Source organism: Phyllobacterium sp. 22229 (genome assembly GCF_052056495.1).
GTDB lineage: Bacteria > Pseudomonadota > Alphaproteobacteria > Rhizobiales > Rhizobiaceae > Phyllobacterium > Phyllobacterium myrsinacearum.
Genome location: NZ_JBQEPA010000030.1, coordinates 1 through 25,890, shown reverse-complemented (window position 1 = coordinate 25,890; position 25,890 = coordinate 1). Strand labels below are relative to the sequence as shown.

The 25,890-nt window shown below is 60.9% G+C and carries 24 protein-coding genes and 1 riboswitch; of the genes, 7 read left to right on the top strand and 17 right to left on the bottom strand.

Features of this window, described 5'->3' with window-relative positions; genetic code table 11:
* Positions 1-16: 16 nt before the first annotated feature.
* Both ACTJJ7_RS25640 and ACTJJ7_RS25635 read left to right on the top strand, forming a co-directional pair.
* Positions 17-694, top strand: coding sequence for a lysoplasmalogenase (locus ACTJJ7_RS25640; protein ID WP_440969241.1), 678 nt, complete (start codon positions 17-19; stop codon positions 692-694).
* Positions 695-897: 203 nt separating this feature from the next.
* Entirely contained in the window at positions 898-2,169 is a 1,272-nt protein-coding gene (locus tag ACTJJ7_RS25635; RefSeq protein ID WP_440969240.1) for a multidrug efflux MFS transporter, read from the top strand.
* A gap of 11 nt (positions 2,170-2,180) precedes the next feature.
* Here ACTJJ7_RS25635 and ACTJJ7_RS25630 read toward each other — a convergent pair whose 3' ends face one another.
* From ACTJJ7_RS25630 to argH, 5 genes are all read right to left on the bottom strand, one after another.
* Positions 2,181-2,657, bottom strand: a complete 477-nt coding sequence (locus ACTJJ7_RS25630; RefSeq protein ID WP_342588461.1) for a GNAT family N-acetyltransferase — start codon at positions 2,655-2,657, stop codon at positions 2,181-2,183.
* 77 nt (positions 2,658-2,734) lie between these two features.
* Positions 2,735-3,556: an ABC transporter substrate-binding protein gene (locus ACTJJ7_RS25625; protein WP_207226731.1), complete on the bottom strand. Its 822-nt coding sequence runs from the start codon at positions 3,554-3,556 to the stop codon at positions 2,735-2,737.
* A gap of 59 nt (positions 3,557-3,615) precedes the next feature.
* Positions 3,616-4,380, bottom strand: a complete 765-nt coding sequence (locus ACTJJ7_RS25620) for an amino acid ABC transporter ATP-binding protein (protein WP_105733945.1) — start codon at positions 4,378-4,380, stop codon at positions 3,616-3,618.
* 2 nt (positions 4,381-4,382) lie between these two features.
* On the bottom strand, positions 4,383-5,291 hold the full coding sequence (locus tag ACTJJ7_RS25615) for an amino acid ABC transporter permease (RefSeq protein ID WP_425350445.1): 909 nt from the start codon (positions 5,289-5,291) through the stop codon (positions 4,383-4,385).
* A complete protein-coding gene (gene argH, locus ACTJJ7_RS25610) occupies positions 5,288-6,727 on the bottom strand; it encodes an argininosuccinate lyase (RefSeq protein WP_440969239.1) in 1,440 nt (479 codons plus the stop codon). Before argH ends, ACTJJ7_RS25615 begins: the two co-directional genes overlap by 4 nt.
* 104 nt (positions 6,728-6,831) lie before the next feature.
* On the opposite strand from argH, the gene ACTJJ7_RS25605 reads away from it, so the two are divergent.
* The gene (locus ACTJJ7_RS25605; protein WP_440969238.1) at positions 6,832-7,767 is read left to right on the top strand and encodes a LysR substrate-binding domain-containing protein; all 936 of its coding nucleotides are present in this window, start codon (positions 6,832-6,834) and stop codon (positions 7,765-7,767) included.
* A 158-nt stretch (positions 7,768-7,925) separates the two neighbouring features.
* On the top strand, positions 7,926-8,183 hold the full coding sequence (locus ACTJJ7_RS25600; protein WP_105733947.1) for a DUF982 domain-containing protein: 258 nt from the start codon (positions 7,926-7,928) through the stop codon (positions 8,181-8,183).
* Positions 8,184-8,238: 55 nt separating this feature from the next.
* On the opposite strand, the gene ACTJJ7_RS25595 is transcribed toward ACTJJ7_RS25600, so the two are convergent.
* From ACTJJ7_RS25595 to ACTJJ7_RS25540, 12 genes are all read right to left on the bottom strand, one after another.
* The gene (locus ACTJJ7_RS25595; protein WP_440969237.1) at positions 8,239-9,894 is read right to left on the bottom strand and encodes a GMC family oxidoreductase; all 1,656 of its coding nucleotides are present in this window, start codon (positions 9,892-9,894) and stop codon (positions 8,239-8,241) included.
* Between the two features lie 18 nt (positions 9,895-9,912).
* Complete coding sequence (locus ACTJJ7_RS25590) at positions 9,913-10,689, bottom strand: 3-ketoacyl-ACP reductase (RefSeq protein WP_440969260.1); 777 nt, start codon at positions 10,687-10,689, stop codon at positions 9,913-9,915.
* Positions 10,689-12,212: a GMC oxidoreductase gene (locus tag ACTJJ7_RS25585; protein WP_440969236.1), complete on the bottom strand. Its 1,524-nt coding sequence runs from the start codon at positions 12,210-12,212 to the stop codon at positions 10,689-10,691. The genes ACTJJ7_RS25590 and ACTJJ7_RS25585 overlap by 1 nt, the downstream gene beginning before the upstream one ends.
* A gap of 13 nt (positions 12,213-12,225) precedes the next feature.
* Positions 12,226-13,344 (bottom strand): ABC transporter ATP-binding protein, encoded by a 1,119-nt coding sequence (locus ACTJJ7_RS25580; protein ID WP_105733952.1) that lies wholly within the window; start codon positions 13,342-13,344, stop codon positions 12,226-12,228.
* Positions 13,345-13,348: 4 nt separating this feature from the next.
* Complete coding sequence (locus tag ACTJJ7_RS25575) at positions 13,349-14,230, bottom strand: carbohydrate ABC transporter permease (protein ID WP_105733953.1); 882 nt, start codon at positions 14,228-14,230, stop codon at positions 13,349-13,351.
* Complete coding sequence (locus tag ACTJJ7_RS25570; RefSeq protein ID WP_105733954.1) at positions 14,227-15,105, bottom strand: carbohydrate ABC transporter permease; 879 nt, start codon at positions 15,103-15,105, stop codon at positions 14,227-14,229. The genes ACTJJ7_RS25575 and ACTJJ7_RS25570 overlap by 4 nt, the downstream gene beginning before the upstream one ends.
* 94 nt (positions 15,106-15,199) lie before the next feature.
* Positions 15,200-16,447 carry an ABC transporter substrate-binding protein gene (locus tag ACTJJ7_RS25565; protein WP_440969235.1) on the bottom strand — a complete coding sequence of 416 codons (1,248 nt, stop codon included), beginning with the start codon at positions 16,445-16,447 and terminating at the stop codon, positions 15,200-15,202.
* 107 nt (positions 16,448-16,554) lie between these two features.
* Positions 16,555-18,063 carry an aldehyde dehydrogenase family protein gene (locus ACTJJ7_RS25560; RefSeq protein WP_440969234.1) on the bottom strand — a complete coding sequence of 503 codons (1,509 nt, stop codon included), beginning with the start codon at positions 18,061-18,063 and terminating at the stop codon, positions 16,555-16,557.
* Positions 18,063-18,842, bottom strand: a complete 780-nt coding sequence (locus ACTJJ7_RS25555; RefSeq protein WP_440969233.1) for an enoyl-CoA hydratase/isomerase family protein — start codon at positions 18,840-18,842, stop codon at positions 18,063-18,065. The genes ACTJJ7_RS25560 and ACTJJ7_RS25555 overlap by 1 nt, the downstream gene beginning before the upstream one ends.
* Positions 18,835-20,436 (bottom strand): acyl CoA:acetate/3-ketoacid CoA transferase, encoded by a 1,602-nt coding sequence (locus ACTJJ7_RS25550; protein WP_440969232.1) that lies wholly within the window; start codon positions 20,434-20,436, stop codon positions 18,835-18,837. Before ACTJJ7_RS25550 ends, ACTJJ7_RS25555 begins: the two co-directional genes overlap by 8 nt.
* Before the next feature lie 18 nt (positions 20,437-20,454).
* Positions 20,455-21,456: a Gfo/Idh/MocA family protein gene (locus tag ACTJJ7_RS25545; RefSeq protein ID WP_105733959.1), complete on the bottom strand. Its 1,002-nt coding sequence runs from the start codon at positions 21,454-21,456 to the stop codon at positions 20,455-20,457.
* Positions 21,453-22,496, bottom strand: coding sequence for a LacI family DNA-binding transcriptional regulator (locus ACTJJ7_RS25540; RefSeq protein ID WP_440969231.1), 1,044 nt, complete (start codon positions 22,494-22,496; stop codon positions 21,453-21,455). The genes ACTJJ7_RS25545 and ACTJJ7_RS25540 overlap by 4 nt, the downstream gene beginning before the upstream one ends.
* A 250-nt stretch (positions 22,497-22,746) precedes the next feature.
* On the opposite strand from ACTJJ7_RS25540, the gene ACTJJ7_RS25535 reads away from it, so the two are divergent.
* The 3 genes from ACTJJ7_RS25535 to ACTJJ7_RS25525 all read left to right on the top strand — a co-directional run bounded on the left by ACTJJ7_RS25535 (position 22,747) and on the right by ACTJJ7_RS25525 (position 25,742).
* On the top strand, positions 22,747-23,910 hold the full coding sequence (locus ACTJJ7_RS25535; protein WP_440969230.1) for a dihydrodipicolinate synthase family protein: 1,164 nt from the start codon (positions 22,747-22,749) through the stop codon (positions 23,908-23,910).
* 88 nt (positions 23,911-23,998) lie between these two features.
* The gene (locus ACTJJ7_RS25530) at positions 23,999-24,616 is read left to right on the top strand and encodes a glutathione S-transferase family protein (protein WP_440969229.1); all 618 of its coding nucleotides are present in this window, start codon (positions 23,999-24,001) and stop codon (positions 24,614-24,616) included.
* A gap of 93 nt (positions 24,617-24,709) precedes the next feature.
* A riboswitch (SAM riboswitch) is annotated at positions 24,710-24,787 on the top strand.
* Positions 24,788-24,818: 31 nt separating this feature from the next.
* The gene (locus ACTJJ7_RS25525) at positions 24,819-25,742 is read left to right on the top strand and encodes a homoserine O-succinyltransferase (RefSeq protein ID WP_105733962.1); all 924 of its coding nucleotides are present in this window, start codon (positions 24,819-24,821) and stop codon (positions 25,740-25,742) included.
* Positions 25,743-25,890: the final 148 nt, after the last annotated feature.

Here is a 25,890-nt window from a genome sequence, read left to right as displayed (position 1 = left end):
ACCTTGCGGGGATGCAATGACACCCAAAACACAACCGGCCATCCGGACGGCGCTGCACAGACTGTTCGCGATTGCGGCCGTGGCAGCCATCGCCAGCGCGCTGCTTGGCGCGGACGGGCGCTGGCTGCACTATGTCAGCAAGCCACTGGCGACGGCGCTGCTGTTCATCATCGTCGTGCAGACGGCCAACCCGGTTTCGAAGCGCTATCAATGGGCGATTGCCGCAGGCCTGGTCCTTTCGCTGTGCGGCGATATTTTCCTGATGCTGCCGCAGGACCTGTTCGTCGCCGGGCTGATCTGTTTTCTCATCACGCACTGCGCCTATATCATCGCACTGACGGGCGATGTCCGCCTTGGCGCCGTGCCCCTCACCTTTGCTGCCTGCGCCCTTGTGGCGCTGGCCATCGTCTGGGGGCTGTGGACAAGCCTGCCGTCCGAACTGACGCTTCCCGTCACGGTCTATGCGGCGGTTCTGGCCGTGATGGGCGCCCAGGCCATCAGCCGGGCACAATATCTTGCAACAGCCCCGGCCCGGCTGGCGGGGATGGGCGGCGTGCTGTTTCTGGCCAGTGACACGCTGCTGGCCTATGGGAAATTCCGCTTCGCCATTCCGCTGGGACCCCTCTGGGTGCTGGGAACCTATTATGCCGCACAATGGTTCATTGCCCGGTCGGTCTCATCATCTGAAGCGTGAGCCGCGGCCATTTCGCCCAATGCCGCGCCGGGCGCGGCGATCAACGGGAATAGGCGGCGCCCTGCGAAGCATTGCGACTTGTTGCCACTTCGAACCGGTTGAGCGATTGCTATTGACCGCCTCCAGTGAAACAGTGCGACGGAATTCGGCACTCGCACGCGTTGAGAGGCACGGCAGTCCCCCTGCCGCGATAACATGTTTCCATGAATACAATTGATCAACAACATGGCACCGACGGCACAACCGTGACCGCTGCGCCCGCTCCGGCCATTACAGATGAAGCCGGGACCGAATCGCGCTACTGGCGCCAGAACCTTGTCGTCTGCCTCATCGGATCGTTCACCACGATCGTCGCCATGACACTGCTCCTGCCCTTCCTGCCGCTCTATGTCGAACAGCTGGGCGTGAAGGAGCACGCGGCAATCGTGCAATGGTCCGGCGTGGCCTATGGCGCCACCTTTTTCACCGCAGCCCTCGTCGCGCCGCTCTGGGGCCGGCTGGCCGATCTCTATGGCCGCAAGCTGATGCTCATTCGTGCAAGCCTCGGCATGGCCGTCGCCATGTCGCTGATCGGCATGGCGACGGATGTGTGGCAGCTCGTGGCCCTGCGCCTTGCTGCCGGGCTGCTCGGCGGCTATGCCTCCGGCTCCACCGTGCTGGTGGCGACCCAGACGCCAAAGGCGCGCACCGGCTGGGCGCTCGGCACGTTGTCATCGGGCATCATGGCGGGCAATCTGGTGGGCCCGCTCATCGGCGGCGGCCTGCCGCCCCTGATTGGTATCCGCCAGACTTTCTGGCTGGCGGGCGGCGTGATTTTCCTGACCTTTATCGCCACCAGTCTTTTCATTAAGGAGGAGCGGCGCCCGGCAAAAAGCAAGGGCGCCAAGGTGATGGGCGGCTGGTCCGCCATTCCCGACAAGCGGCCGGTCATCGCCATGCTGGCGACCGGTCTGCTGCTGATGTTGGCCAACATGTCGATCGAACCAATCATCACGATCTATGTGGCCCAGCTGGTCAGCGACACCAGCAAGGTGACCATCGTCTCCGGCATCGTCATGTCGGCTGCGGCGCTTGGCAGCATTCTGTCGGCGTCGCGGCTGGGCAAGCTGGCTGACCGGATCGGCCATTGGAACGTCATCATCGCGGCCCTCGCCGTGTCGGCGCTGCTGCTGATACCGCAGGCCTTCGTGACCGAGGGCTGGCAGCTGATCGGACTGCGCTTTCTGATGGGGCTGGCGCTTGGCGGGCTTCTGCCCTGCATCACCAGCGTCATCCGGCATAATGTCCCTGACCGCGTCGCTGGCGGCATCCTGGGCTATTCGACCTCATCGCAATATGCGGGACAGGTGGTCGGCCCCCTGGCGGGCGGTTTTATCGGCGGGCATTTCGGCATGCGCGCCGTGTTTCTGGCAACCTGCGTGCTGCTGGCCCTTGGTTCGGCCTATTGCTGGCTGGTGCGGCCGCGGCAGTCTTAGTAAATCAGCGCTTACACATTACCGGCTTTTGCTGCCGCGGCGGCGAGCGCATCGCCGTCCATCCGGTAGAAAAGCTTGTCCTGCAGCGCAGACGCGTTGAAACCATTGTAAAAGGCCAGGACTTTCGGATTGTTGCGATCGGCGGTCCAGTCGACGCGCTTGTAGCCCCGTTCGAGGGCCAGCTTGGCCAGCGCCTGCATCAGCGATGTTCCGGCGCCGCTGCTGCGGTGCGCCTTCGAAACAAACAGCTCCTTGAGAAACAGGCCGGATTGCAGCCCCGGTCCCGGATAGATCGACGAAAACGCGGCAAAGCCAACGAGTTCATCCGTGCCGGCAACCAGGATTTCCGTCCCGTCAGGCATGTCGCGCAATCCGCGCAGTATTTCCGCGCGCGGCGGACAGGGCACGTTGTAATGCGCCTGCATTTCCTCAAACAGGGCCGCAAGCTGCAGGTGATCCGACGGATTGGACAAACTGACTTTGATCAATCCCGCATTCCTTTCCATGCAAAGGCGGCCCTGACCGGTACCAGAACCGCCTCCTTTCGTCTCTCCAGCCTTACGCTTTATTCGCCCGCGTTGATGGTAACGGGCGCCAGCTTGTTGGCCTTCAGACCATACTTATCCAAAAGTGCATCATAGGTACCATTCGCCTGCAGTTTTTCAAGCGCCACTTTCACCGCATCGCGCAATTGCGTCTCGCTTTTCAGGACCGGAATACCAGCCAGCGACTGGCTGAATGCTTCGCCAAGCGTAACGTAAGTGTCGGGTTCCAGTTTCTGGTTGTAGGGCAGGGTTTCGTTGCCCTGGGCCGCAGCCTGGAGACGCTGGCTCTTGATCTGCGTGCGGGCATCGGCTGATCCTTCCGTGCCCATGACATTGATTGCGGGCTTGCCCTTGGCAACGCAGTTGGTTTCACTCCAGGCCGTGATCTGCGCGGGCCAATCCGTCGAACGGCTGGCACCCACCGACTTGCCGCAAAGATCATCCACGGACTTGATTTCGCCGGCCAGGGCCTTGGAGGTGTAGAACTGCGCGCCGGATTTCATGTAGTCGACGAAGTCCGCCGTTTCCTGGCGGGCCTTCTTGTCGCTCATGCCGGCCATCGCCAGATCGACGCGGCCTGTCTGCAGCGATGGCAGCATCTGGGCAAAGGCGATTTCCTGCCATTCCACTTTCACGCCAAGTTCCTTGCCGATGGCTTCGCCAAGCTCGATGTCAAAGCCCTGCAGCACATTGGTGGCCGGGTCCTTGTAGGTGATCGGCGGATAGTTCGGCATGGTCGCGATAACCAGTTTGCCGGCAGCCTTGATGCGGGCCGGAAGTTCCTGTGCCCCGGCGGAAAAGCTGAATGCCAGCGCTCCGCCAAGAATTGCAAGCCGTGTCATGGTTTTCATGTCTGGTTCCTCTCTGGCCGGTTTTCCCGGCCTCTTCATTTCAATCCGGTTCAGGACAACACCGCAGCGATGAAGTCCTGTGTGCGTTTTTGCTTCGGGCTGCTCAATATGTCGTGCGGCGTTCCGGTCTCGACAATCCGGCCGTGGTCCATGAACACCACGCGGTGCGCAACCTCGCGGGCAAAGCCAAGCTCATGCGTGACGACGATCATCGTCATGCCGCTGGTGGCGAGATCACGCATGACGCTGAGAACCTCGCTGACCAGTTCCGGGTCAAGCGCCGATGTCGGCTCGTCGAACAGCATCAGTTTGGGCTGCATGGCGAGGGCGCGGGCAATGGCGATGCGCTGCTGCTGCCCGCCGGACAGTTCGCTCGGATAGGCATCCTTCTTGTCGGCAAGACCAACCCGCTCGAGCAGTGCCATCGCTTCCGGGATGACACTGGCTTTGGCCCGCTTCTGAACGATAACCGGCCCTTCGATGATGTTCTCCAGCACCGTCATATGGGCAAAAAGGTTGAACCTCTGGAACACCATGCCGCTGGCCAGGCGCTGGCGCGCAATCTGCGCATCGGTGAGTTCATAGAGCTTGTTGCCATCCTGGCGAAAACCGACCAGCTCATCATCGATCCAGATGGCGCCGGCATCGATCCGCTCCAGCTGGTTGATGCAGCGCAGGAGCGTGCTTTTGCCAGAGCCTGAAGGTCCGATGATGCACAGGACTTCGCCATGTTTGATTTCAAGCGACACGTTCTGCAACGCATGAAACGGCCCGAAATATTTGTTGACGTCTACCGCTACGACCATGGCTGACATGTTCAGGCTCCTTGCGCTGCGGCAGGTTCGGTGCGCTTGCCGGTCCGGCGCCCCAGGCTTTTCGAGTAATGTTTCTCGAGGAGATGCTGGCCGATGGAAAGAATGGTCACAACAGCCAGATACCAGATGGCCGAAACGATCAGCAATTCCATGACGCGGTTGTTGGCATAGTACACCGCCTGCGCATTGCGCAGGATTTCCGCGTACTGGATGACGCTGGCAACCGAGGTCAGCTTGACCATGCTGATGACTTCATTGCCGACAGGCGGGATGATCACGCGCATGGCCTGCGGCAGCACGATACGGCGCAGCATGGTCAGCCGTGTCATGCCAATGACTTTCGCGGCTTCGATCTGGCCATTGTCGACGGAGAGGATGCCGCCGCGCACGACTTCGGCGGTGTAGGCGCCCTGATTGATGCCAAGGCCAAGCAGCGTTGCCATGAACGGCGTCATGAAATCGACGGTGCGCATTTCGAACAGGCCGGGAATGCCGAGCGTCGGAAAGATCAGGGCGAGATTGAACCAGAGCAGCAGCTGCAGGAGCAGCGGCGTTCCGCGGAAAAACCAGATGTAGAACACCGCCACATATTTCAGCACCGGATTGGGCGACATGATCATGATGGCAAAGACGACACCGAGCACCAATCCGAGGGCCATGGCACAGATCGTCATCAGGATGGTGTTCCACAGACCCGCGAGAATGGCCGGGGCGGTGAAGAACTGGCCGACCACCGGCCAGGCAATCTGCCCCTGGGCAAAAGCCTTGACGATCATGGCCAGCGCCAGAATGATCAGGGCGGCGGCCAGCCAGCGGCCATAGTGGCGCCGTGGCTGGTGCTTCAGGTGGGCAATGGAATATATGGCCGGCGGGACGGAAGCCGTATGTTCACTGTTGGCCATCGTTTTCATCCTTTCAGAGCCGCTGTCGGGCTTGCATGGGAGGATAGCCACTCCTGTTGCGATTCCAACACGGTTTTAAGCCTGATGATCTGCTCACGCACCCGGTCCGGGGCTGTTCCGCCATAGCCCTTGCGCGCGGCGACCGCCGCCTGCGGCGACAGGCTCGACCGGATCGATGGCAACAGCCTGACATCGACGGCGGCGAGATCATCGTCGCTCACGTCCTCAAGGCCGATGTTCCTGTCTTCGCAGTAGCGCACCAGTGCGCCGGTGATTTCATGCGCCTCGGAGAACGGCACGCCCGTCCTGGCCAGCCAGTCGGCAACCTCCGTTGCCAATGTGAAGCCATCGACCGACTGTTTGCCCATGATGTCGGTGTTGACACGCATGGTCCGGATCAGACCGGCCATGGCAGGCACAACCAGCGTCAAGGCGTCGATCGTATCGAAGGCGGCGTGCTTGTCCTCGGCAAGATCCCGGTTGTAGGCGAAGGGCAGCCCCTTGAGGGCGACCAGCATCGTCGTCAGGCTGCCAATCAGCCGGGAAGCGCGGCCGCGCGTCAGCTCGGCGATATCGCAGTTCTTCTTCTGCGGCATGATCGACGACCCGGTGGCATAGCCGTCATCCATCTCGATCCAGCGGAACTGGCGCGAGGACCACAGGAAAAGCTCCTCGGCAAGGCGCGACAGATGAACGCCGAACATGGCGGTGACAAAGAGGAATTCCGCCACATGGTCGCGGCTGCCCACCGCATCGATGGAGTTTTCGCACGGCGCGTCATAGCCAAGCTCGCGCGCCGATAGCTCCGGCTGCACGGCAATGCTTGAACCGGCCATGGCAGCGGCTCCGAGCGGCGAGCGCGCCGCGCGCCTGTCCCAATCGCGCAGCCGGTCGAGATCGCGGGCAAAGGTCTGGGCGTGGGCAAGCAGCTGATGGGCAAAGCTGATGGGCTGGGCCGGCTGCAAATGGGTGAAACCCGCAGCGAGCGTCGTCACATGGGCTTCCGCCTGGCTGGTGAGCGCCTGCTGCAGGACAAGAATATCCGCGCCGAGCCCGCGCGCCACATCGCGCAGATAAAGCTTCAGGTCGTTGGCGGCCTGGTCATTGCGGGAACGGCCCGCCCGCAGCTTGCCGCCGAGCGCGCCGATGCGTTCGCCCAGAACCCGCTCCAGAAATGTATGAATATCTTCATCAGCAGCGGATGGCTCGATCGCGCCGGCCGCGTAGTCGGCACCGATACCCTTGATCGCCGCGAAAACCGTTTCCGCTTCAGCTTCGGTCAAAATCCCGGCGCGCACCAGTTCCCGCGCATGGGACAGCGACGATACCAGATCATACGGGACAAGCCGGAAATAGCTGCTTTCCGAACGGGAAAGCGCTGTCAGCTCAGGTGACGGACTCGTCCTGAAACGAGCCCCCCACAAACGGACGGACTGCTCGGTCATGGCATTCATTCCCCTTTTTCTCGTTGTTGGAAGCTTATGGCTGTGCTTTTGACACGACAAACGAAATGAATTCGCATATCCATTCCAAAAAGGAATACCCTCTATTGCGAAGAACCAGCGAGGCAAAGGCGATGGTATCCGGCCGGATATATCCGTCCACACGGGCATTGCAGGTCATTGCGGCGATTGCCGAACATGGCAGCACGACGGCCTGCGCCAAGGCATTGAACATGACGCAGAGCGCTGTCAGCAAGCAATTGCTGGCGCTGGAAGCCCTGGCCGGCGTTCCGCTGTTTGTCCGCACCCCCTACGGCCTCTCGACCACGGAAGCCGGCAGGATTTACGTGGCCGAAGCCCGCATCGCGCTCGGCGCCATGGAGAATGCGGCCCTGCGGGTTGCCGCATTGGGGTCGTCGCCTAATGCCATCAAGCTGCATATCCTGCCGATCATGGGCGACCGCTGGCTGATCCCGCGCTTTGCCGGTTTCGCCGAAGCGCATCCGGACATCGATGTCGAACTGTCGACCTTCGCCAACAATGACCTGATCAATCAGGCGGATGCAGCGTTTCGTTTCGGCGAAGGCGATTGGCCTGGTCAGGACAACCATTATCTTTTCGGCCGCGAGGTGGCGCTCGTCGGCGCGCCACACTTCATCGCCCGGCTTGGCGGCATCCGGGATCCCGGCGATATCGGCAGGTTTCCGCTGCTCGACCACAAATACACGCCCTTGCGCTGGGAAGAATTTGCCGAAGCGCAGCACATCACCGATTTTGCTCCGGACCGCATCACGCATTTCGGCTTCTATGCATTGGTCATCCGTGCGGCGATTGCCGGACAGGGCCTTGCACTGGTTCCGCGCGGCCTGATCGCCGACGAGCTTGCCACCGGCAAGCTCGTCAATCCGCAAGGCTTTGGCTTCGTCAGCCGCCACGCCTATTGGCTGACATGTCCGCAAGACCGTCCACAACGGCCGGCCATGCGCATATTCCTTGACTGGCTGCTCCGCGAAGTCAGCTCCATGCCCGCGGACATGCGGTGACGCGGCCGGTCAAATCCGCGTGTTTTCAGGGCCTGTCCCGTTCAAAAATATTTAATCAACTTGTCATGGAACCGGACGGACTCCCGACGCATTTCCTCGTCTAGTCTGGCATTGCCAAACAGCATGCCATGCTCATCAGGATATTCAGGGAGGAAGTGATGAACGACAAGCGTTTCCCCATACCGGTCATGGTCAAACTGGGCGCCACAGGCCAGAGGGCCATCACCAGCGTCTGGGAAGCGATGGAGTGCCTGCAGCGCTACTGGCCGTCAAAGACCGGCGCGAGCTATCGCCGCGCATTGCAGGCCTGTCTCGATGCCCTGGACGGGTGGAAACCCGCCCACAAGGCGCGCCATGCCTTTATCAGCGCCGCGCGCGATGCCGGTGTGTTTCTCGATACGAGACTGCGTCAGTAATCCGGACGGGCGGCGCCGAAACGAGCACAGTCCTGGCGCCGCTCATTCTTCGATATCAGCGAATATCCGCCCGCGCCCGCGGGCGTTTTTCGTTCATCTCATGGCTGAAGACGGCGGGCGGCAGCGGCGCTAGCTTGCGGATGATATCAGCCCCCTTCTCACCCATCATGATGGTCGGCGCATTGGTGTTGCACGAGGGAACCCGCGGCATGACCGAACTGTCGCAGACGCGCAGTCCGTCCAGCCCATGCACCTTCAGGTCGAGGCCGACAACAGCCATGGAATCGGTGCCCATCTTGCAGGTGCCGACCGGATGATGATCGGTCTTGGCATTGGCGCAGCCGTAATCGAACAATTCCTCGTCGGAATTGTATTTCGGTCCCGGCAGGCGTTCCGCCATGACGAAGGGTTTCAGTGCCGCCTGGTTCATGATTTCGCGCGCAAGTTTCAATCCTTCGATCGACATTTTGCGGTCGTGCGGATCGCTCCAGTAGTTGGGATCGATCAGTGGCGCGGCCATTGGATCGGCCGATTGCAGCCGCACCGTGCCGCGCGACCGCGGATGCAGATAGGCTGAATTGAGGGTAACGCCGGCGTTTTTCAACCGCTCGACACCAGCCTCGATGCCCGACCCCAGCCCGAGATGGAACTGGATATCAGGCGAGCGGGCGTCGGGATCGGCGTACCAGAAACCGCCTGTTTCAAACAGGCTGGACGCGACAGGCCCGGAGCGGAACAGCACATATTGCAGCCCGGCCCACAGGGTGCGGTGCAGTTTGGCGACGCCGTCATAGGTGTGATCGCCGGTGCATTCGGAAATCACGAACAGATCCAGATGATCCTGCATGTTCTCGCCGACACCGGGCAGGTTGTGCACGACGGGAACACCAACTTTACGCAGGTGATCTGCCGCGCCGATGCCCGATTGCAGCAGCAGCTTCGGCGAGCCGATGGCGCCGGAACTGACCAGCACTTCCCGCTCGGCGCGGATGATCTCGCGGGCATTGCCCCTGGCAATTTCAACACCGACGGCCCGGCTGTTCTCAACCACGATTCTTGTCACCTGCGCGCCCATGCGGACCGTCAGGTTCTTGCGCGTTCTGACCGGGGCAAGATAGGCCATCGACGCCGATGAGCGGCGGCGATCGCGCTGGGTCAGCTGGTAGAAACCGACACCGGCCTGCTGCCTGCCGTTGAAATCATGGTTGTAGGGAATGCCGAGTTCCTGCCCGGCCCGGATATAGGCATCGCAGATCGGCAGGGTTGCAACCGGCATGGAAACACCCAGCGGCCCGCCATAGGAATGGTAGTCATCGGCAAAGCGCTGATTGTCTTCCGCCCGCTTGAAATAGGGCAGCACGTCGCGGTAGCTCCAACCAGAACATCCGTCTTCTGACGACCATAGGTCGTAGTCAGTTGCATTGCCGCGCGTATAAAGCTGCGCATTGATGCTGGAGCCGCCACCGATGACCTTAGCCTGCGTGTAGCGCAGCACGCGGTTCTTCATGTGCTTCTGCGGCACGGTCGACCAGCCCCAGCTGGCGACACCCTTGGTCATCTTGGCAAAACCCGCCGGCATGTGGAACAGCGGATTCCAGTCGCCGCCGCCTGCCTCGAGCAGCAGGACCTTTACATCGGGATCCTCGCTGAGGCGATTGGCAAGCACGCACCCCGCAGGGCCGGCACCGGTGATGATGTAATCGTAAGTCATGTCAGTGTCCGTCTGTGACTAGAGCCGGTTGATTGATAAGGCGCCATCCGCATTGATGATCGAGCCGGTGGCGAAATTGAAATCCCCGCAGGCGAGCGCCGCGACGATGCGGCCGAGATCATCCGGCTCGCCCCAGCGCTTCATCGGCACGAGTCCTTCGGCGATGCGCTTGTCATATCTGGTTGCGGCAACGGCCGTCATATCGGAGCGGATGATGCCGGGCCGCACGTCGAAAACGCTGATCCCCTCCTCCGCGAGCCGGACGGCCAGCCCTTGCGTGAACGACGCCAGCGCCGCCTTGGTCATGCAATAATCGAGACGTTCCGGCGAGGTCATCTGCGCGGAAACCGACGTGATGTTGACGATTATACGCGGTGCTGCTTTGTCATTGCCGCCAAGCATGGCAGGCAGTACCGCCTGGGTGAAGAACACGGTTCCCCGCACATTGATATCAAAGATCGCATCGTAGTTTGCCGGCTCAAGATCGAGGAAATCACCGCGCACCTTCGAGCCGATTCCGGCATTGTTGACGAGACAATCAATCCGGCCGAAGGCCGACATGACGGCGTCGACCGTTTGTGCGTGATTGGAAAGATCAGCCAGATCCGCTTCAATAAACCGTGTTTTCGCGCCAAGTGATTCCAATGCCGAAACAGCGGCATTACCAGCTTCATCCCGCACGAGATCGATGATTGCAATGTCGAAGCCTTTGGCGGCCAGAGCCCTGGCAATACCAAGGCCGATGCCGCGCCGGGCGCCGGTAACCAGAGCGACGGGTTTGGGCTGGATACTCATCATGCAAGCTCCCCGGCAATGATGTGATCGGCGACGCGCAGCGCCTGCGCGGCGATGGTCAGCGCCGGGTTGACCGCGGCGGATGTGGGCAGGAAGGCGGCATCGACGACAAACAGGTTGGGATGGTCGAAGGCGCGGCAATGGACATCAAGCGGCGCCTGCGCCGGGTCGGTGCCCATCCGCACGGTGCCGCATTGATGCGACGGGGTCTTGCGGTCAAAGGCCTTGGACAGGACCACGGGAAACCCGGCGGCGCGCAACACCGACTTGATCCGGGCCACCAGTTTCTGATGTGCCGGCCAGTTGCTGCGCACCCATTCGAGAATGATCCTGTCACCATCGACGCGAACGCGGCTTTCCGGCTTGGGAACATCCTCGCTCATGGCAAGGAAATCCACCGTATGGCGGCAGAACCGGTCGAGTATCCATTCGGGCACAAGCTTCAAGTCCGACTTCAGCACGGGGCCGCTGATCCGCCCGAGCAATTGCACATTGCCGAGCGGTGCGCCGCCCTCGCCGTCGGACAGGTAGAAATCATTGAACCCGAATGTTTTCTGATAGATGGAATCGTTGCGGAAACGCGGATCGAACCCGATGACCGCCGACAGGTTGTGATTCATGAAATTGCGGCCGACCTGATCGGAGCGGTTGGCAAGGCCGGCGGGATTGCGGCTGTCGGCCGAGCGCAGCAGAAGCACCGCCGACTGCACCGCACCCGCCGAAAGGATCACCAGTTTCGGCTTGACCACGGCGGGCACGCCGTCCCTGACATAATGCACGGCGGCAATCGACTTCCCGTCACCCGCCGTTTCAAGCCGCGTGACGCGCGAATTGGTTTGCAGGCGGATATTGCCGTGCGTCAGCGCCTGGGCAAGGGCCGTGGTTTCCGCATCCATCTTGCCATTGAAGCTGTTCGGATGCGCATCCCACGGCGTCCTGCCATGGGACAGCCAGGTGTCGATGTCGACGCCGAGCGGCAGCGAGAAAGGATGGACGCCGGCAACGCGCAGCCGCCTGCGCAGGATGCCGATGGGTTCCTCGTCGGGTACGGGCGAAAAGCCATAGGGCGTCGAATGACGCGGTTCCGTCGGGTCTTCGCCCGAAGTTCCACGCACCCGGTAGAGCGCCTCTGCCTTGCCGTACCATGGCTCGAGCTCGTCATAGGCAAACGGCCAGGCGGGCGAGACACCCTCGAGATGCTGCATCTCGGCAAAGTCCTCTGCCCGGTAACGCGTCAGCACCGCGCCATAGAATTTCGAATTGCCACCAACATTGTAGTAATTGCCGGGATTGAAGGCCTTGCCCTGCGCATCGTACCAGCTTTCATCCGGGCGGAAGAACCCCTTCTGGAAGATCGCGCGCGGATCGCGGTTTTCCGGACGGTCGGGCAAATGATCGCCCGCCTCCAGGATCAGAATATCTGCTCCCGAGCCTGCCAGACCGGCGGCAATAGTTGACCCGCCAATCCCCGAACCGATGATGACGATATCGGGGGATCGGCTTTGTTGCGATGCGGCGTTCATGACATCGTGATCGTCAGGCGCCGATGCGCAGCTGCGATTGCGGATCGAAGAACACGGCCTTGTCGAGATTGAATGCCAGCTGGGTCTTCTGCCCCGGCAGAATCTGAGCGTCGGCACGCAGGCGCGCCACCACTTCCTTGCTGCCAAGCTTGGTCACGGCAAAGGTATCGGACCCCGCCGGTTCAACCACATCGATCAGGCATTCGCCTTCCACCAGCGATGTAGCGTTGCGGTCCGCGCCATCCGGATCGGTCAGCGCTTCCGGCCGAATGCCGAAAATCACGTCCTTGCCGGAATGGCCCACCAGCGCACTGGTGGTCTTCCTGATCGGCAACCGCAATGGTGCGGAATCGGGGCGGTCAAGCACAACGCTCAAATCCGAAGCACCGCCTTCGATCTTGGCCTTGAGCAGGTTCATGGCGGGTGATCCCATGAAGTCGGCGACAAAGAGGTTGGTCGGATTGTTGTAGATTTCCGCCGGGGTGCCGAACTGCTGGAGGATACCGTCCTTGAGCACGGCGATCTTGGTGGCCAGCGTCATCGCCTCGATCTGGTCGTGCGTGACATAGACGATGGTGGTTTTCATGCGCTGGTGCAGGCGCTTGATTTCGGTGCGCATGTCGACACGCAGCTTGGCATCGAGATTGGACAGGGGTTCATCGAACAGGAACACCTGCGGATTACGCACGAGCGCCCGGCCCATGGCAACGCGCTGGCGCTGGCCGCCGGAGAGCTGGCTCGGCTTGCGGTCGAGCAGATGGCCGATCTGCAGCATGTCGGCAACCTGCTTGATGGCCTTTTCGCGTTCTTCCTTCGGCACGCCGCGGATTTCCATGCCGAAGGCGATGTTTCCGCCGACGGTCATGTTCGGATAAAGCGCATAGGACTGGAACACCATGGCGATGTCGCGCTTGGAGGGATGCAGGCCGCTGATCGATTTGCCCTTGATGGAGATATCACCGGAGCTGATCGGTTCGAGCCCGGCAATGGTGTTGAGCAAGGTGGACTTGCCGCAGCCGGAAGGGCCGACGAGGACGAGAAAGCCACCCTCGTCGATCTCGATATTGATGTCCTTCAGGATCGGGACATTGCCATAGGATTTATGCAGGTTCTTGATCTGTAGGAATGACATGAGATTATCCCTTCACGGCGCCGGACATAAGTCCACGGACGAAGTAGCGCCCGGAAACGATGTAGACGATAAGAGTTGGCAGTGCGGCGAGGATCGCGCCGGCGAAATGCACGTTGTATTCCTTCACGCCCGTCGACGAGTTGACGAGGTTGTTGAGCGCGACCGTCATCGGCGTGCTGCTAAACCCGGAGAACGAGGCGCCGAACAGGAAGTCGTTCCAGATATTGGTGAACTGCCAGATGACCGACACGACAATGATCGGACCCGAGGATGGCAGCAGGATGCGCCAGAAAATCTGGAAGAAGCTCGCACCGTCGATCTGCGCCGCGCGGACCAGCTCCGTCGGAAATGCTTCGTAGTAGTTGCGGAAATACAGCGTGGTGAAGCCAAGGCCATAGATCACGTGGACGAAAATCAGGCCTTGAATCGTGCCGGCCATTCCGAGAGCCCCGAGAACCCGCGCCATCGGTATGAGAACGATCTGGAACGGAATGAAGCAGCCGAGCAGCAGCATCCCGAACATGACGTTCGAGCCGCGGAACCGCCACTTCGTCAGCACGTAGCCGTTCAGCGCGCCCAGCACCGTTGAAATTGCCACGGCCGGGATGACCATGATGATCGAATTGATGAAATAGGGCCGCAAGCCCGTCGGCTGCACGCCGATCTGGGCCGTCGACCACGCCGCAAGCCAGGGCTCGATTGTCCATTCATGCGGCGGCGACAGCATGCCGCCCTGGCGAATCTCGTCCAAGGTCTTGAGCGAGTTCACCACCATGACGTAGAGCGGCAAAAGGTAGTAAAAGGCGAAAACCAGCAGGGCGATGTAGATCAAAACGCGGGTCAGCTTGCCGCTGGAGATGGCATTGTCCGGGCTCTGGGCACTCATTTGCTGCCTCCCCTGACTTCGGAATAGAGATAGGGAATGATGATCGCGAAAATGGTGATCAGCATGATGATGGCCGAGGACGCGCCGATGCCCATGGAATTGCGGGTGAACGTATAGGAGTACATGAAGGTCGCGGGCAGTTCCGTTGCCTGTCCGGGGCCGCCGCCGGTCAATGCGATCACCAGGTCATACGCCTTGATGGCGAGATGGGCGAGCACGACGAAGGCCGACAGGAAAACCGGGCGCATCAGCGGAATGATGATACGGCGATAGATCATGGCGGTGGACGCACCATCGATCTGTGCCGCCTTGATGATCTCGTTGTCGACACCGCGCAGACCGGCAAGGAACATGGCCATGACAAAGCCGGAGGATTGCCACACGGCGGCGATCACCACCGTATAGATCGCCATCTTGGAATCCTTGATCCAGTTGAAGGCGAAACTGGTCCAGCCCCACTGGTGCATGGTGTTTTCAAGGCCGATACCGGGATCGAGAAACCATTTCCAGGCAACACCGGTCACGATGAACGACAGCGCCATGGGGTAGAGGTAGATCGGCCGCAAGAAACCTTCGATGCGGATCTTCTGATCCAGCAGAATGGCAAGGCCGAGCCCGATGACGGTGCAGATGATGATATAGAGCGAGGCAAAGATACCAAGATTGGTGATCGCCCGCCACCAATGCGGCAGGGCCCACAATTTGCGGTAATTCTCCAGTCCGACAAAACCAAAGGACGGCAACATCTTGCTGTCGGTGAACGACAGGACGCCCGTATAGATGATAAAGCCGTAGACGAAGATCAGGACAATCAGAAAACTCGGCCCCAAGACCAGTTTGGGTATCAAGTCCTGTATGCGGCTGCGGGTATCCATAGCCTCACCCCTTCAACTCTTAAGTTCTTGTCATTGCCGTGCATGTTCACGGGAACCTGTCCGGGGCTTAGCGCCCCGGACAGAAGGCGCGCGCTTACTTGGCAGCGTCCACGGCGGAAACGAGTTCCTTGACCGCTGCATCGGACGTCAGCTCACCGTTGAATTCGCGGGTAACCACGTCATAGATCGCATTCTTAATGGCAGCCGGAACCGCATAGCCATGGGCCATGGAGCCGTAGAGCGTGCCGGCCTTGTTCGCTTCGGCCAGATCCTTGATCGCCTTCTTGCCGCAGGCATCGAACGCTGCATCGGAAACGTCCGTGCGTGCCGGCGCGGAACCCTTCACGACATTGAAAGCGGACTGGAAGGTCGGGCTTTCAATGGACGATGCCATGACGAGCTGCGACTTGTGCTCTGCTTCGCTCTTCTTGAAGAACAGGAACTGGTCGGAGTTGAAGGTGACCGAACCCTGGGTACCGGGGAAGCGCATGCAAACGAAATCCTTGCCTGGCTCCTTCTTGGCCTTGACGAACTCGCCCTTGGCCCAATCGCCCATGAACTGCACGCCTGCCTTACCCTCGATAACCATGGTGGAAGCAAGGTTCCAGTCGCGGCCGGAGAAGTTGCTGTCCACGTAGGTGCGCAGCTTGGTCATACGGTCAAACGCTTCCTTCATCTTCGCGCCGCCCAAAGCCTTGGGATCGAGATCGATGAAAGCAGCCTTGTAGAAGTCATTGCCGAGCGACAGGACAACCGCATCGAAAATCGTTGCGTCCTGCCATGGCTGGCCGCCGTGGGCGATCGGTGTGATGCCCTGCTTCTTGAAGTTGTCGAGAAGGGCAATCAGCTCGTCCCAGTTCTTGGGTTCCTTGCCGCCAGCCTTGTCGAGAGCGGCCTTGTTGATCCACATCCAGTTGGTGGAGTGAACGTTGACCGGTGCGGCGATCCAGTGACCGTCATATTTGGAGAAATTCTGCAGCGCGCCGGGAATAACGTCGGCCCACTTCTCCTTCGAGGCAACATCGTCAAGATTGGCAAGAACACCCTGCTTGGCCCAGTCGGTGATGTCGAAGCCCAGGGCCTGCACGGCTGTCGGAGGGTTGCCGCCGGTCACGCGAGCGCGCAGAACGGTCATGGCTTCCGTACCGCCACCGCCGGCGACAGGCATGTCGGACCAGGTGATGCCCTTCTTTTCCAGATCCTTCTTCAGGACTTCCAGCGCCGTCGCTTCACCGCCGGATGTCCACCAATGCAGGACTTCGACGTTTTCGGCAGCGCGGGCCATCGTGGCCGTGCCGAGCAGCATGGCTGCCGCAGCAACCGTATTCATCAACTTATTCATTTCATTCCTCCCAAGGAAAAAAAGATAAAATTCCCACTACCCTAGACCTCAGTTATCCCTCAGCCTGCTCCATTCATACAATAAGCCGAACGGCGAATACAATCGATTTAATTCGACGCCCAAAGTAATGTCCTCCGCCCCATATGCATGTTCAGGGTCTTGGTCTCGGTGTAGTCCTCGACCGCATGACGGCCCAGTTCACGGCCAAGGCCAGACTGGCGATAACCGCCGAACGGCAGCTCCGCTGCGCCGTCCATGAACGTGTTCATCCAGATGGTCCCGGCACGCACCCGGCGGCCAACGGTCAGACACGTATCGAAATCGCGGCTCCACACGCCTGCCGACAGGCCGTAGTCGATGGAATTGGCAATCCGGATGGCGTCTTCCATCGTCTCGAATGTTAGCACGGAAAGCACAGGACCAAACACTTCTTCACGCGCCACCGCCATATCCGGCTGCACCGCCGAAAGAATGGTCGGGCTCATATACTGCCCGAGGCCCAAATCAAGCGGTGCACCGCCATGCGACAGCGCCGCACCGGCGGTTTCGGCATTGCGCACGTAGGTATCAATCTTGGCCAGATGTTCCGGGGTGATGATCGCGCCGACCTTGGTTTCAGGGTTGAGCGGGTCACCCACTTTCACCCTAGCGGAAAGCTCCGCAACGCGGCGCGTTACTTCATCAGCAATGTCGCGATGCACGATCAGCCGCGAACCGGCATTGCAGCATTCGCCCGCGTTGAAATAGGCGCCGAACACCGCCGCATCAATGAAATCATCGAGATTGGCATCCGGGAAAACAATCTGCGGGTTTTTGCCGCCAAGCTCGAGCGAGACCTTTTTCAGCGTTTGGGCAGCATTGGCCATCGTCAGCTTGCCGACAAGGGTCGAGCCCGTGAACGAGACCATATCGACATCCGGATGGGTGGTCATCGGCGCGCCGACTTCCGCGCCCGTACCGGCAAGGATATTGACGACACCGGCGGGAACACCGGCTTCCATCAGGATTTCGCCGAGAACGAGCGTGGACCCCGAGGTCAGTTCTGACGGTTTTACAACAGCCGTGCAACCAGCCGCCAGGGCAAAGGGCAGTTTCTGGCTGACGATCAGGAACGGAAAGTTCCACGGCGTGATAATGGAGATGACGCCGATCGCCTCGCGCAGAACCACGCCCAGCGTGCCGTCGCCCAGCGTGTTGTAGCTTTCCCCGTGCAGATCGCGGCCAAGCGCGGCGGCATAGCGCCAGATATCGACCGCACCACTCAGCTCGCCCTTGGCCTGCGAAATTGGTTTGCCGGATTCGATGCAGTCGAGATAGGCAAGTTCGTCGGAACGGGCAGCAATCAGATCAGCGGCTTTGAGCAGGATATTCGAGCGCTCTGCACCGGTCATGCGCGACCAGGGACCGTTGTCGAAGGCATTGCGGGCGGCATGGATGGCGCGCTCCGCGTCGGCTTTCGTGCCTGCCTGATAGCGCGAGACCACGACACCATGGCCGGGGCTCTTGCGCTCGATCACGCCGCCTTGCGCCCCATTGGTCCATTTGCCGTCGATCAGCATCTGGAATTCGCGCACCTTGAAATTATCGAGCGCCTGTGGCCGCATCAGAACCGTCATTACCATTCTCCCTTGAACACGGGCTCACGCTTTTCGGCAAAGGCCGAAACACCTTCTTTCAGGTCCGCTGTTTTGGCGACGAGGATCGAGCCGAGGGCTTCGACCGCCGTGCCATTGTCTTCGCCGTTAGCCGACGCAATCATCAGTTTCGCCACTTCCACCGCAGCCGGGCCGCGCCTGGCGATCCGTTCGGCATAGGCCTGCGCCGCGGTGACGGCAGCGCCGGTTTCCACCACGTGATCGACGATCCCAAGCGAGGCTGCTTCAGTCGCGCTGAAGATTTCGCCGCCCAGCGCCATGCGGCGCACGGCCTGTGCACCAAACCGGCGGACAAGCCGCTGCGTTCCCGACCAGCCCGGCACCATGCCAAGGCCGGTCTCCGGCAGGCCGATGCGGATATGCGTTTCGGCAATGCGGATATCGGCAGCAGCCGCCAGCTCCAGCCCGCCGCCCAGCGCGTGGCCGTTGAGCGCGGCAATCAATGGCACGCGCAATGTCGCCAGACGCTCGAAGACACGATGCCCGAAGCGGACCCAGGCATGGCCGAATTCATTCGGCGTCATCGCCGCCCAAGCCTTGATATCGCCGCCTGCGGAAAAGGCCTTGCCGGCGCCGGTGAGGATGGCGGCGCGAATATCGGCATTGGCCTCCAATTCGTCACACGCGGCGGAGAGTTCCTTCAACATATCGATGTCAAAAGCATTGAGTTTTTCCGGGCGCGACACGGTGATGGTTGCGACGGGGCCCTTGAAACCGACAGTGATGCGGGGCTCAGCCATGGAGCGTCCTTTCCGGTTTCTGCGGCAGCTTCAATCCGAAAGGCTCTTCGGCAAAGAGCTCTGCTGCCATCAGATTCAGATCGCCGGCAACGATCAGTGGAAATTCCGACTGATCGAGAATCTGGGTCTGGAGATCGACGCCCGGCGCGATCTCGGTCAGCACGATGCCTTCCGGGCGCAGGACCATGACGCAGCGCTCGGTGACATAGGTGATGTCCTGCCCCTGTTCCACGGCACGGCGGCCGGAGAAGGTGACGTGCTCGACTTCGTTGACCAGCTTCTTCAGCTTGCCTTCCCTTTCGATGACCAGCCTGCCATCGGCCACATGCACCTTGGCACCTGCATTGAACATGCCGGAGAAGACGATCTTGCGGGCCCGCGCGGTGATATCGACGAAACCGCCGGCACCGGCCGTCACATGCGGGCGGAAGCTGAGCTTGGACACGTTGACGGAGCCGGATTTGTCGATCTCGAGGAAGGACAACAGCGAGGCATCAAAGCCCGCCCCCTGGAAGTAGGTGAACTGATGCGGCGACGGCACGAAGGCCTCGGCGTTGGAGGCGCAGCCGAAGGCAAAGTCGAGAAGCGGGATGCCGCCGACCGGCCCCTGTTCGATCACCCACGTCACCGCGCCATGCAGGCCCTCTTCGAGCAGGATGCGCGGGACATTGGCGGAAATGCCGAAACCGAGATTGACGGCGCTGCCTGCCTCAAGCTCCGTCGCGACACGGCGGGCAATCACCTTCTGGATATTGAAATCCGGCAGGGCGAAATCGTCAAGCGGATGGAAGATCTCACCTGAGATGGCCGGGTCGTAAACGGTCTGTGTTGTCTGCTTCTGGTCGGGGTCGACGACGACATAATCAACCAGAATGCCGGGAACGCGCACGTCATGCGGTTTGAGCGAACCGCTCTTGGTGATGCGCTTGACCTGCGCAATGACGATGCCGCCATTGTTGCGCGCGGCCAAAGCCTGATCGAAGCCGCCGAGGTATGCGCCTTCATGTTCATAGGTCAGGTTGCCGCGCTCATCGGCCGTGGTCGCACGGATGATGGCGACTTGCGGGATGACCGGCTTGAAGAACAGCCATTCCTCCCCGTCGAACTCGATCTTGCGGACCACCGGCTCGCGGGCGGCTGAAGCGTTCATGGCGCAGCCCTGGCGGTCCGGGTCGACGAATGTATCGAGCCCGACCTTGGTCAGAACGCCCGGACGCTTGGCCGCCGCCTCGCGGTGCATGTCAAACAGGATGCCGGAGGGAATATTGTAGGCGGCCACTTCGTCATTGCCGATCATCTGCCAGATCAGCGGCGGTTCGGCACTCGATGGCCCGGAGGGATAGGAGCCGCCGAGAATGCGCTTGAGCAGCCCCTTCCTGGCGATGTAATCGATGCCTTTGATGCCGCTCATGTCACCCGCCGCAATGGGATGCAGCGTGGTCAGATCGCGCGGATGGCCCGTCGCATCGAAACGCGCGCCGATGGCTTTCAGCATCAGATCGGGACAGCCAAGGCCGCTTGACGACGAGACGGAAACAATCGCTGCGTCGGGGATGAGGTTTGCCGCCTCTTCAGGGGTTATGTGCTTGCTCATGCTTGAACGCCGTTCTCTTCAAAGACCCGGATTGATTGTCTGCGCGGTGCCGGTACGGGCGGCCTCGGTGACCGCAAGGCCGGCGGCAAGCGACCAGACGCCATCCTCGCCGGTTGCCGGCGGCTGCCCCTTGCCGAGGATGGCCGCGTGGAACTTGGCAATGCCGGTTTCATAGAGGTTCCTGTGGTCGAGCTTCAGCTCGGTTTCGCCCTCCGCATTGCGCAGGGTGACGGTGCCGACCGGCTTCTGCGTCATGACATTCCGGCCGACAAGCGAGCCTTCGGAGCCGTGCACCTCAAAGCCGGTTTCGGCATATTTCGTGGTGAAGCCATCATGGAACTGGGCAATCAGCCCCGACTTGAAGCGCATGACGCCCATGACGCCATCGGCAAGGCCTGCCTTGCCAAGGCCGCCGACCTGGCTGGCGGCAACCGCCTCGACGGGATCGTCGCCCAGCACATAGCGCAGGGTATCCGTGTCATGCACGGTGATATCCAGGATGACACCGCCCCCGGCTTCCGGCTTGTCGAGCCGCCAGCCCTGCAGGTGCGGCGGCAGATAGACCGCGTGAAAAACCCGGGCGGCGAGCGGCGTACCGATCCGGCCGGCGGCAATGGCATCGCGCATGGCTGTGTGGCTGGCGGCATTGCGCAGATGATGATTGGTGCCAAGCACCACGCCGGCCGCGCAGCAGGCGTCAACCATGGCCCGCGCATCCGCAAGGCTCATGGCCAGCGGCTTCTCGCACAGCACATGCTTTCCCGCGGCCGCGGCAGCAAGCACCTGATCCCTGTGCAGCTCATTGGTTGTTGAAATATAGACCGCATCAACGTCCTGATCGTTGACCAGCGCGTCAAGGGATGTAACGGATTTGGCAATACCATGACCGTCAGCATATGTCCGGCCACGCTCGGCATTCGTGCTCATGACGGAAACAATCTCGCCGCCTTCGGCACGGATCGCGTCGATCACCCATTCATGCGCAATCGTGCTCGCGCCGATCAATCCCCACCGCGTCATGCCATTTCCTCCAGATGATTGTTCCTGACCGGCGCACCACAGCTCTGCCGCACCACAAGGCGCACGGATGTCACCAGCGATTCCTGTTCATTGCCGCCGGCATTGATCTGCTTGAGCAGCAGCTGCGCCGCGCGCTGGCCCATGCCCTGCGGGTCGACCGAAACGGTCGTCAGCGCCGGGACGGCGGTCTTGGCCTCGATGACATCGTCAAAGCCGATCACGCCGAACCCCTTGCCGGGCTCGATGCCGACGGTCCGCAAACCATCGCAGACGCCGAAGGCCACCGCATCGTTGAGGCACAGCGCCGCCGTTGCCCGATCAGCGAGCAGCATCATCCGCTCGACCGCGGCAACACCGCCGGCACGGGACGGGGCGGAATGCACGATCAGTGCTTCATCGGCAGCAATGCCCGCTTCCTGCAGGGCATCGCGATAGCCGCGCAGCCGCTCGGCAAAAACCGCCGTATCAAGAAAGCCGCCCATGAAGCCGATACGCGTATGGCCGAGGGAAACCAGATGGCGCACAGCGGCCTTCGCGCCGGTATAATTGTCGGAAAGCAGGGTGGAGACCTTGGCGCCGGGCAGATTGCGCACCACGACGACAACCGGAATACCGCTGTCGATCAGGGGCTTGAGATCAGCCGCTTCCGTGCCGCGCGCCGGTGACAGGATCAGCCCGGCAATGCCGTTTTCCCGCATGGATGCGATGACTTCGCGCTGGCGGTCAACACTCTCGCCGCTATGGGCAAGAAACTGCACATAGCCAGCCGACTGAACGACCATGTCCATGCCGACGGCGAGTTCGGCGAAGAAACTGTTGGTGAGGTCATTGACCACGATGCCGACGATCTTCGAGCGCGCCTGCCGCAGGTTGGCCGCACCGCGATTATAGACATAGCCGAGATCGGCAATGACGCTGTTGACCTTTTCGCGGGTCTTTTCATTGACCAGGGGACTGCCCTGCAGAACCAGGGACACGGTGGATTTCGACACGCCGGCGGCATGCGCAATATCCACAACGGTTGTCCGGCTTCGGTTCACGGCCTTCCTCCACAGTCAGATGATGGATATAATTGGAACGTTCCAAATATGTCAAGCAGGAAAAATCAGAAGCGATCGCTGTGCGACACCGGAATGACCGGAAAGCCATGATTACAGTGAAGTTTTGCTCATTTTCACTCTCTCGATCGGTGATTTTCTATTTTGTGACTGCGCAAAGCCTTGGATTTTTCCCTCTTGTTTTTTGGAACGTTCCAAATTACAAAGCCCTCACATGACCGGGAGCGCCAAGATGAGCCTAGTTCTGAACCTGCCCGCCGCCGACGGCACACTTTCAGCCTACCGCCTTTCGGGCGAACCAACGGCACGGCCGGATGCTCCGCCATCCTTCAGCCGTATCGCCTATGCGGCCGCCCATGTGGTGTCCGACCCGCGCCGGGACAGCGCCCCCTGGGGAGCGCCCGCCATCGACTGGGATGCCACGATGGCCTTTCGCCATCACCTCTGGTCACTCGGATTCAAGATCGCCGAAGCCATGGACACCGCCCAGCGCGGCATGGGCCTGGACTGGGCCGGTGCGCAGGAACTGATCCGCCGTTCGCTCGCCGAGGCTCGCAGCGTGCCGGGCGCGGACCTTGCCTGCGGTGCCGGGACCGACCAGCTGGCGCCGGAAAACACCCGCAGCCTCGCAGATGTCATCGCCGCCTATGAAACACAGATCGGCTTTGTCGAGGCTGAGGGCGGCCGGGCCGTGATGATGGCCAGCCGGGCACTGGCCAGGGCGGCAAAATCCCCGGATGACTACCGGACCGTCTATGGCGAGATTCTGCGCCAGACCCGCAACAAAGTCGTCCTGCACTGGCTTGGCGACATGTTCGATCCGCAGCTTGCCGGTTACTGGGGCTCCCACGACTTCGAACATGCCCTGGAAACCGTGCTTGCCATCATCGATGACAACAGGGACAAAGTCGAAGGCATCAAGATTTCGCTGCTCGACAACACAAGGGAGATTGCGCTGCGCAACCGGCTGCCCGAGGGGGTCCTGTGCTTCACCGGCGACGATTTCAACTATGCCGAACTGATCGAGGGCGACGGCGCACGGTACAGCCATGCGCTGCTCGGCATTTTCGACGCGGTCGCGCCGCAGGCCTCCAAAGCGCTGGCGCTGCTGGCAAAGGGCGAGACGACGGCCTTCCGCGCCGTGATCGAACCGACCGTGCCGCTGTCCCGCAAAATCTTCGAAGCCCCGACGCAGTATTACAAGGCAGGGGTGGTTTTTCTGGCCTGGCTCAATGGTCACCAGAGCCATTTCACCATGCCCGTCGGCATGCAATCGGCACGCGGCATCGTTCACTATGCCGATATTTTCCGGCTTGCCGATCAGGCTGATGTTCTCGACAGGCCGGATCTGGCCGCACATCGCATGAAGAGCCTGCTTCAACTCTACGGTGTCTGATATCCGGCTTCTGCTGGCGTCCCTCTTGATCCCGCGAGCGGGGCGGGCGATTGTCCATGCCGACTCGCTCCATCATCCGGGATTCCCCATGAAGCTGCTTTATCAGACCCACTCGCCCTACGCCCGCAAGATACTGGTCGCCATGCACGAAATCGGTCTGGCGGACAACGTCGAGGTCATTCACCACGAAACCAGCCCGACCCGGCGCAATGAGGCGGTCTATGCGCTCAACCCGCTGGGAAAGGTCCCGGTGCTGATCGGCGAGGACGGCTTTGCGCTCTTCGATTCAGTTGCCATCGCGGACTATCTCAGCACCCTCCCCGGTGGCTCCATACTCATACCGTCAGGCGGGAATGCACGCTGGGAAACATTGCGCCTGCAGGCGGCGGCGCAGGGCATTGCCGATTCCGGCATTGTGGTGCGCTGGGAAACCGAGCGGCGGCCGGAGCCTTTGCGCTGGCCGGCCATGCGCGATGCCCAGTTGCAGAAAATCATCGCGGCTTGCGATTTCGCCGAGAACGAAGCATCCCTCGAGGGCCTGCCGCGCATCGGCGAGATCGCCCTGGCGACAACGCTCGACTGGATCGCGTTTCGCAACGTCTATCCGTTTGCCGACGGACGCCCGCGCCTTGCCGCATGGTATGCCGGCTATTGCCAGCGTCCGTCGATGCAGGCGACCGCCTTTTCCGGCGAAACGCACGATTGAGACGGCAGTGAAACACCGTCGCCTCCAGGCCAATGCGGCGAGCGGCAGCCTGCGCCGTTGAATCCGATAGCTATTTGCACAAGCATCCAGTATTGAATAATCCGTGGTGATTTGGCCGGCCGGCTTGCAGCCACGTTAAAAAACTCGCTAAAGGGCCGCGTGCGGACCGGAAGCGATCTATTGGCTTTTTTTGGTGACCGTGATGCCTATCAAGATTCCTGATAAACTGCCCGCTTTCGACACTTTGGTCAGCGAAGGCGTACGCGTGATGACGGAAGCCGTGGCTATCCGTCAGGATATCCGCCCGCTCCAGATCGGGCTGCTGAACCTGATGCCCAACAAGATCAAGACAGAATTGCAGATCGCGCGCCTGCTTGGCGCTTCGCCGCTGCAGATCGAACTTTCACTGGTGACCGTCGGCAGCTACAAGCCGAAGAATACGCCCGAAGACCATCTCAGCGCCTTTTATGAGACGTGGGAAAAGGCGCAGCACCGCACGTTCGACGGTTTCATCATTACCGGAACCCCCGTCGAGACAATCCCGTTCGAGGATGTGAGCTATTGGCCGGAAATGCGCGATATTCTGGAATGGACGCAAACCAACGTCCATTCGACAATGAACGTCTGCTGGGGCGCGATGGCGGCGCTTCATCATTTCCACGGCGTGCCGAAGCATCCGCTTGGCGAAAAAGCATTCGGTGTCTACCGCCAGAGAATCCTGAAGACAGCGTCGCCCTATCTCAACGGCTTTTCCGACGATTTCAGCATTCCGGTATCACGCTGGGCCGAAGTGCGGCCGGCGGACATTCTTGCGCGGCCGGAACTGACCCTGCTGGCGCATTCGGAGGAGAAGGGAGCCTGCATTGTCGAAGATCCGCGGTACCGCCGCCTTTATGTGCTCGACCATCTCGAATATGATTCCAGTTCGCTGGCCGATGAATATTTCCGCGATGTTCAGGCGGGGGTGCCGATCAACCTGCCGTTCAACTATTTCCCCGATGACGACACATCGAGGCCGCCGCCCAATCGCTGGCGCTCGCATGCGCATCTGCTTCTGTCCAACTGGATAAACGAGATTTATCAGACGACACCCTTCGATATCGGTTCAATCGGAAAATCCAGATAGACGAACGAAGGGCCAGCCCGGCTGCCCGCCGCTACTGCGATGGGCGCTGGACGGTTTTGGCCATGAAGGTTTCGAGGGCGTCGGCCTGGGCGTCGGTGACATGCAGGCCGATCTTGGTGCGCCGCCACAACACGTCCTGTGCGGTCAT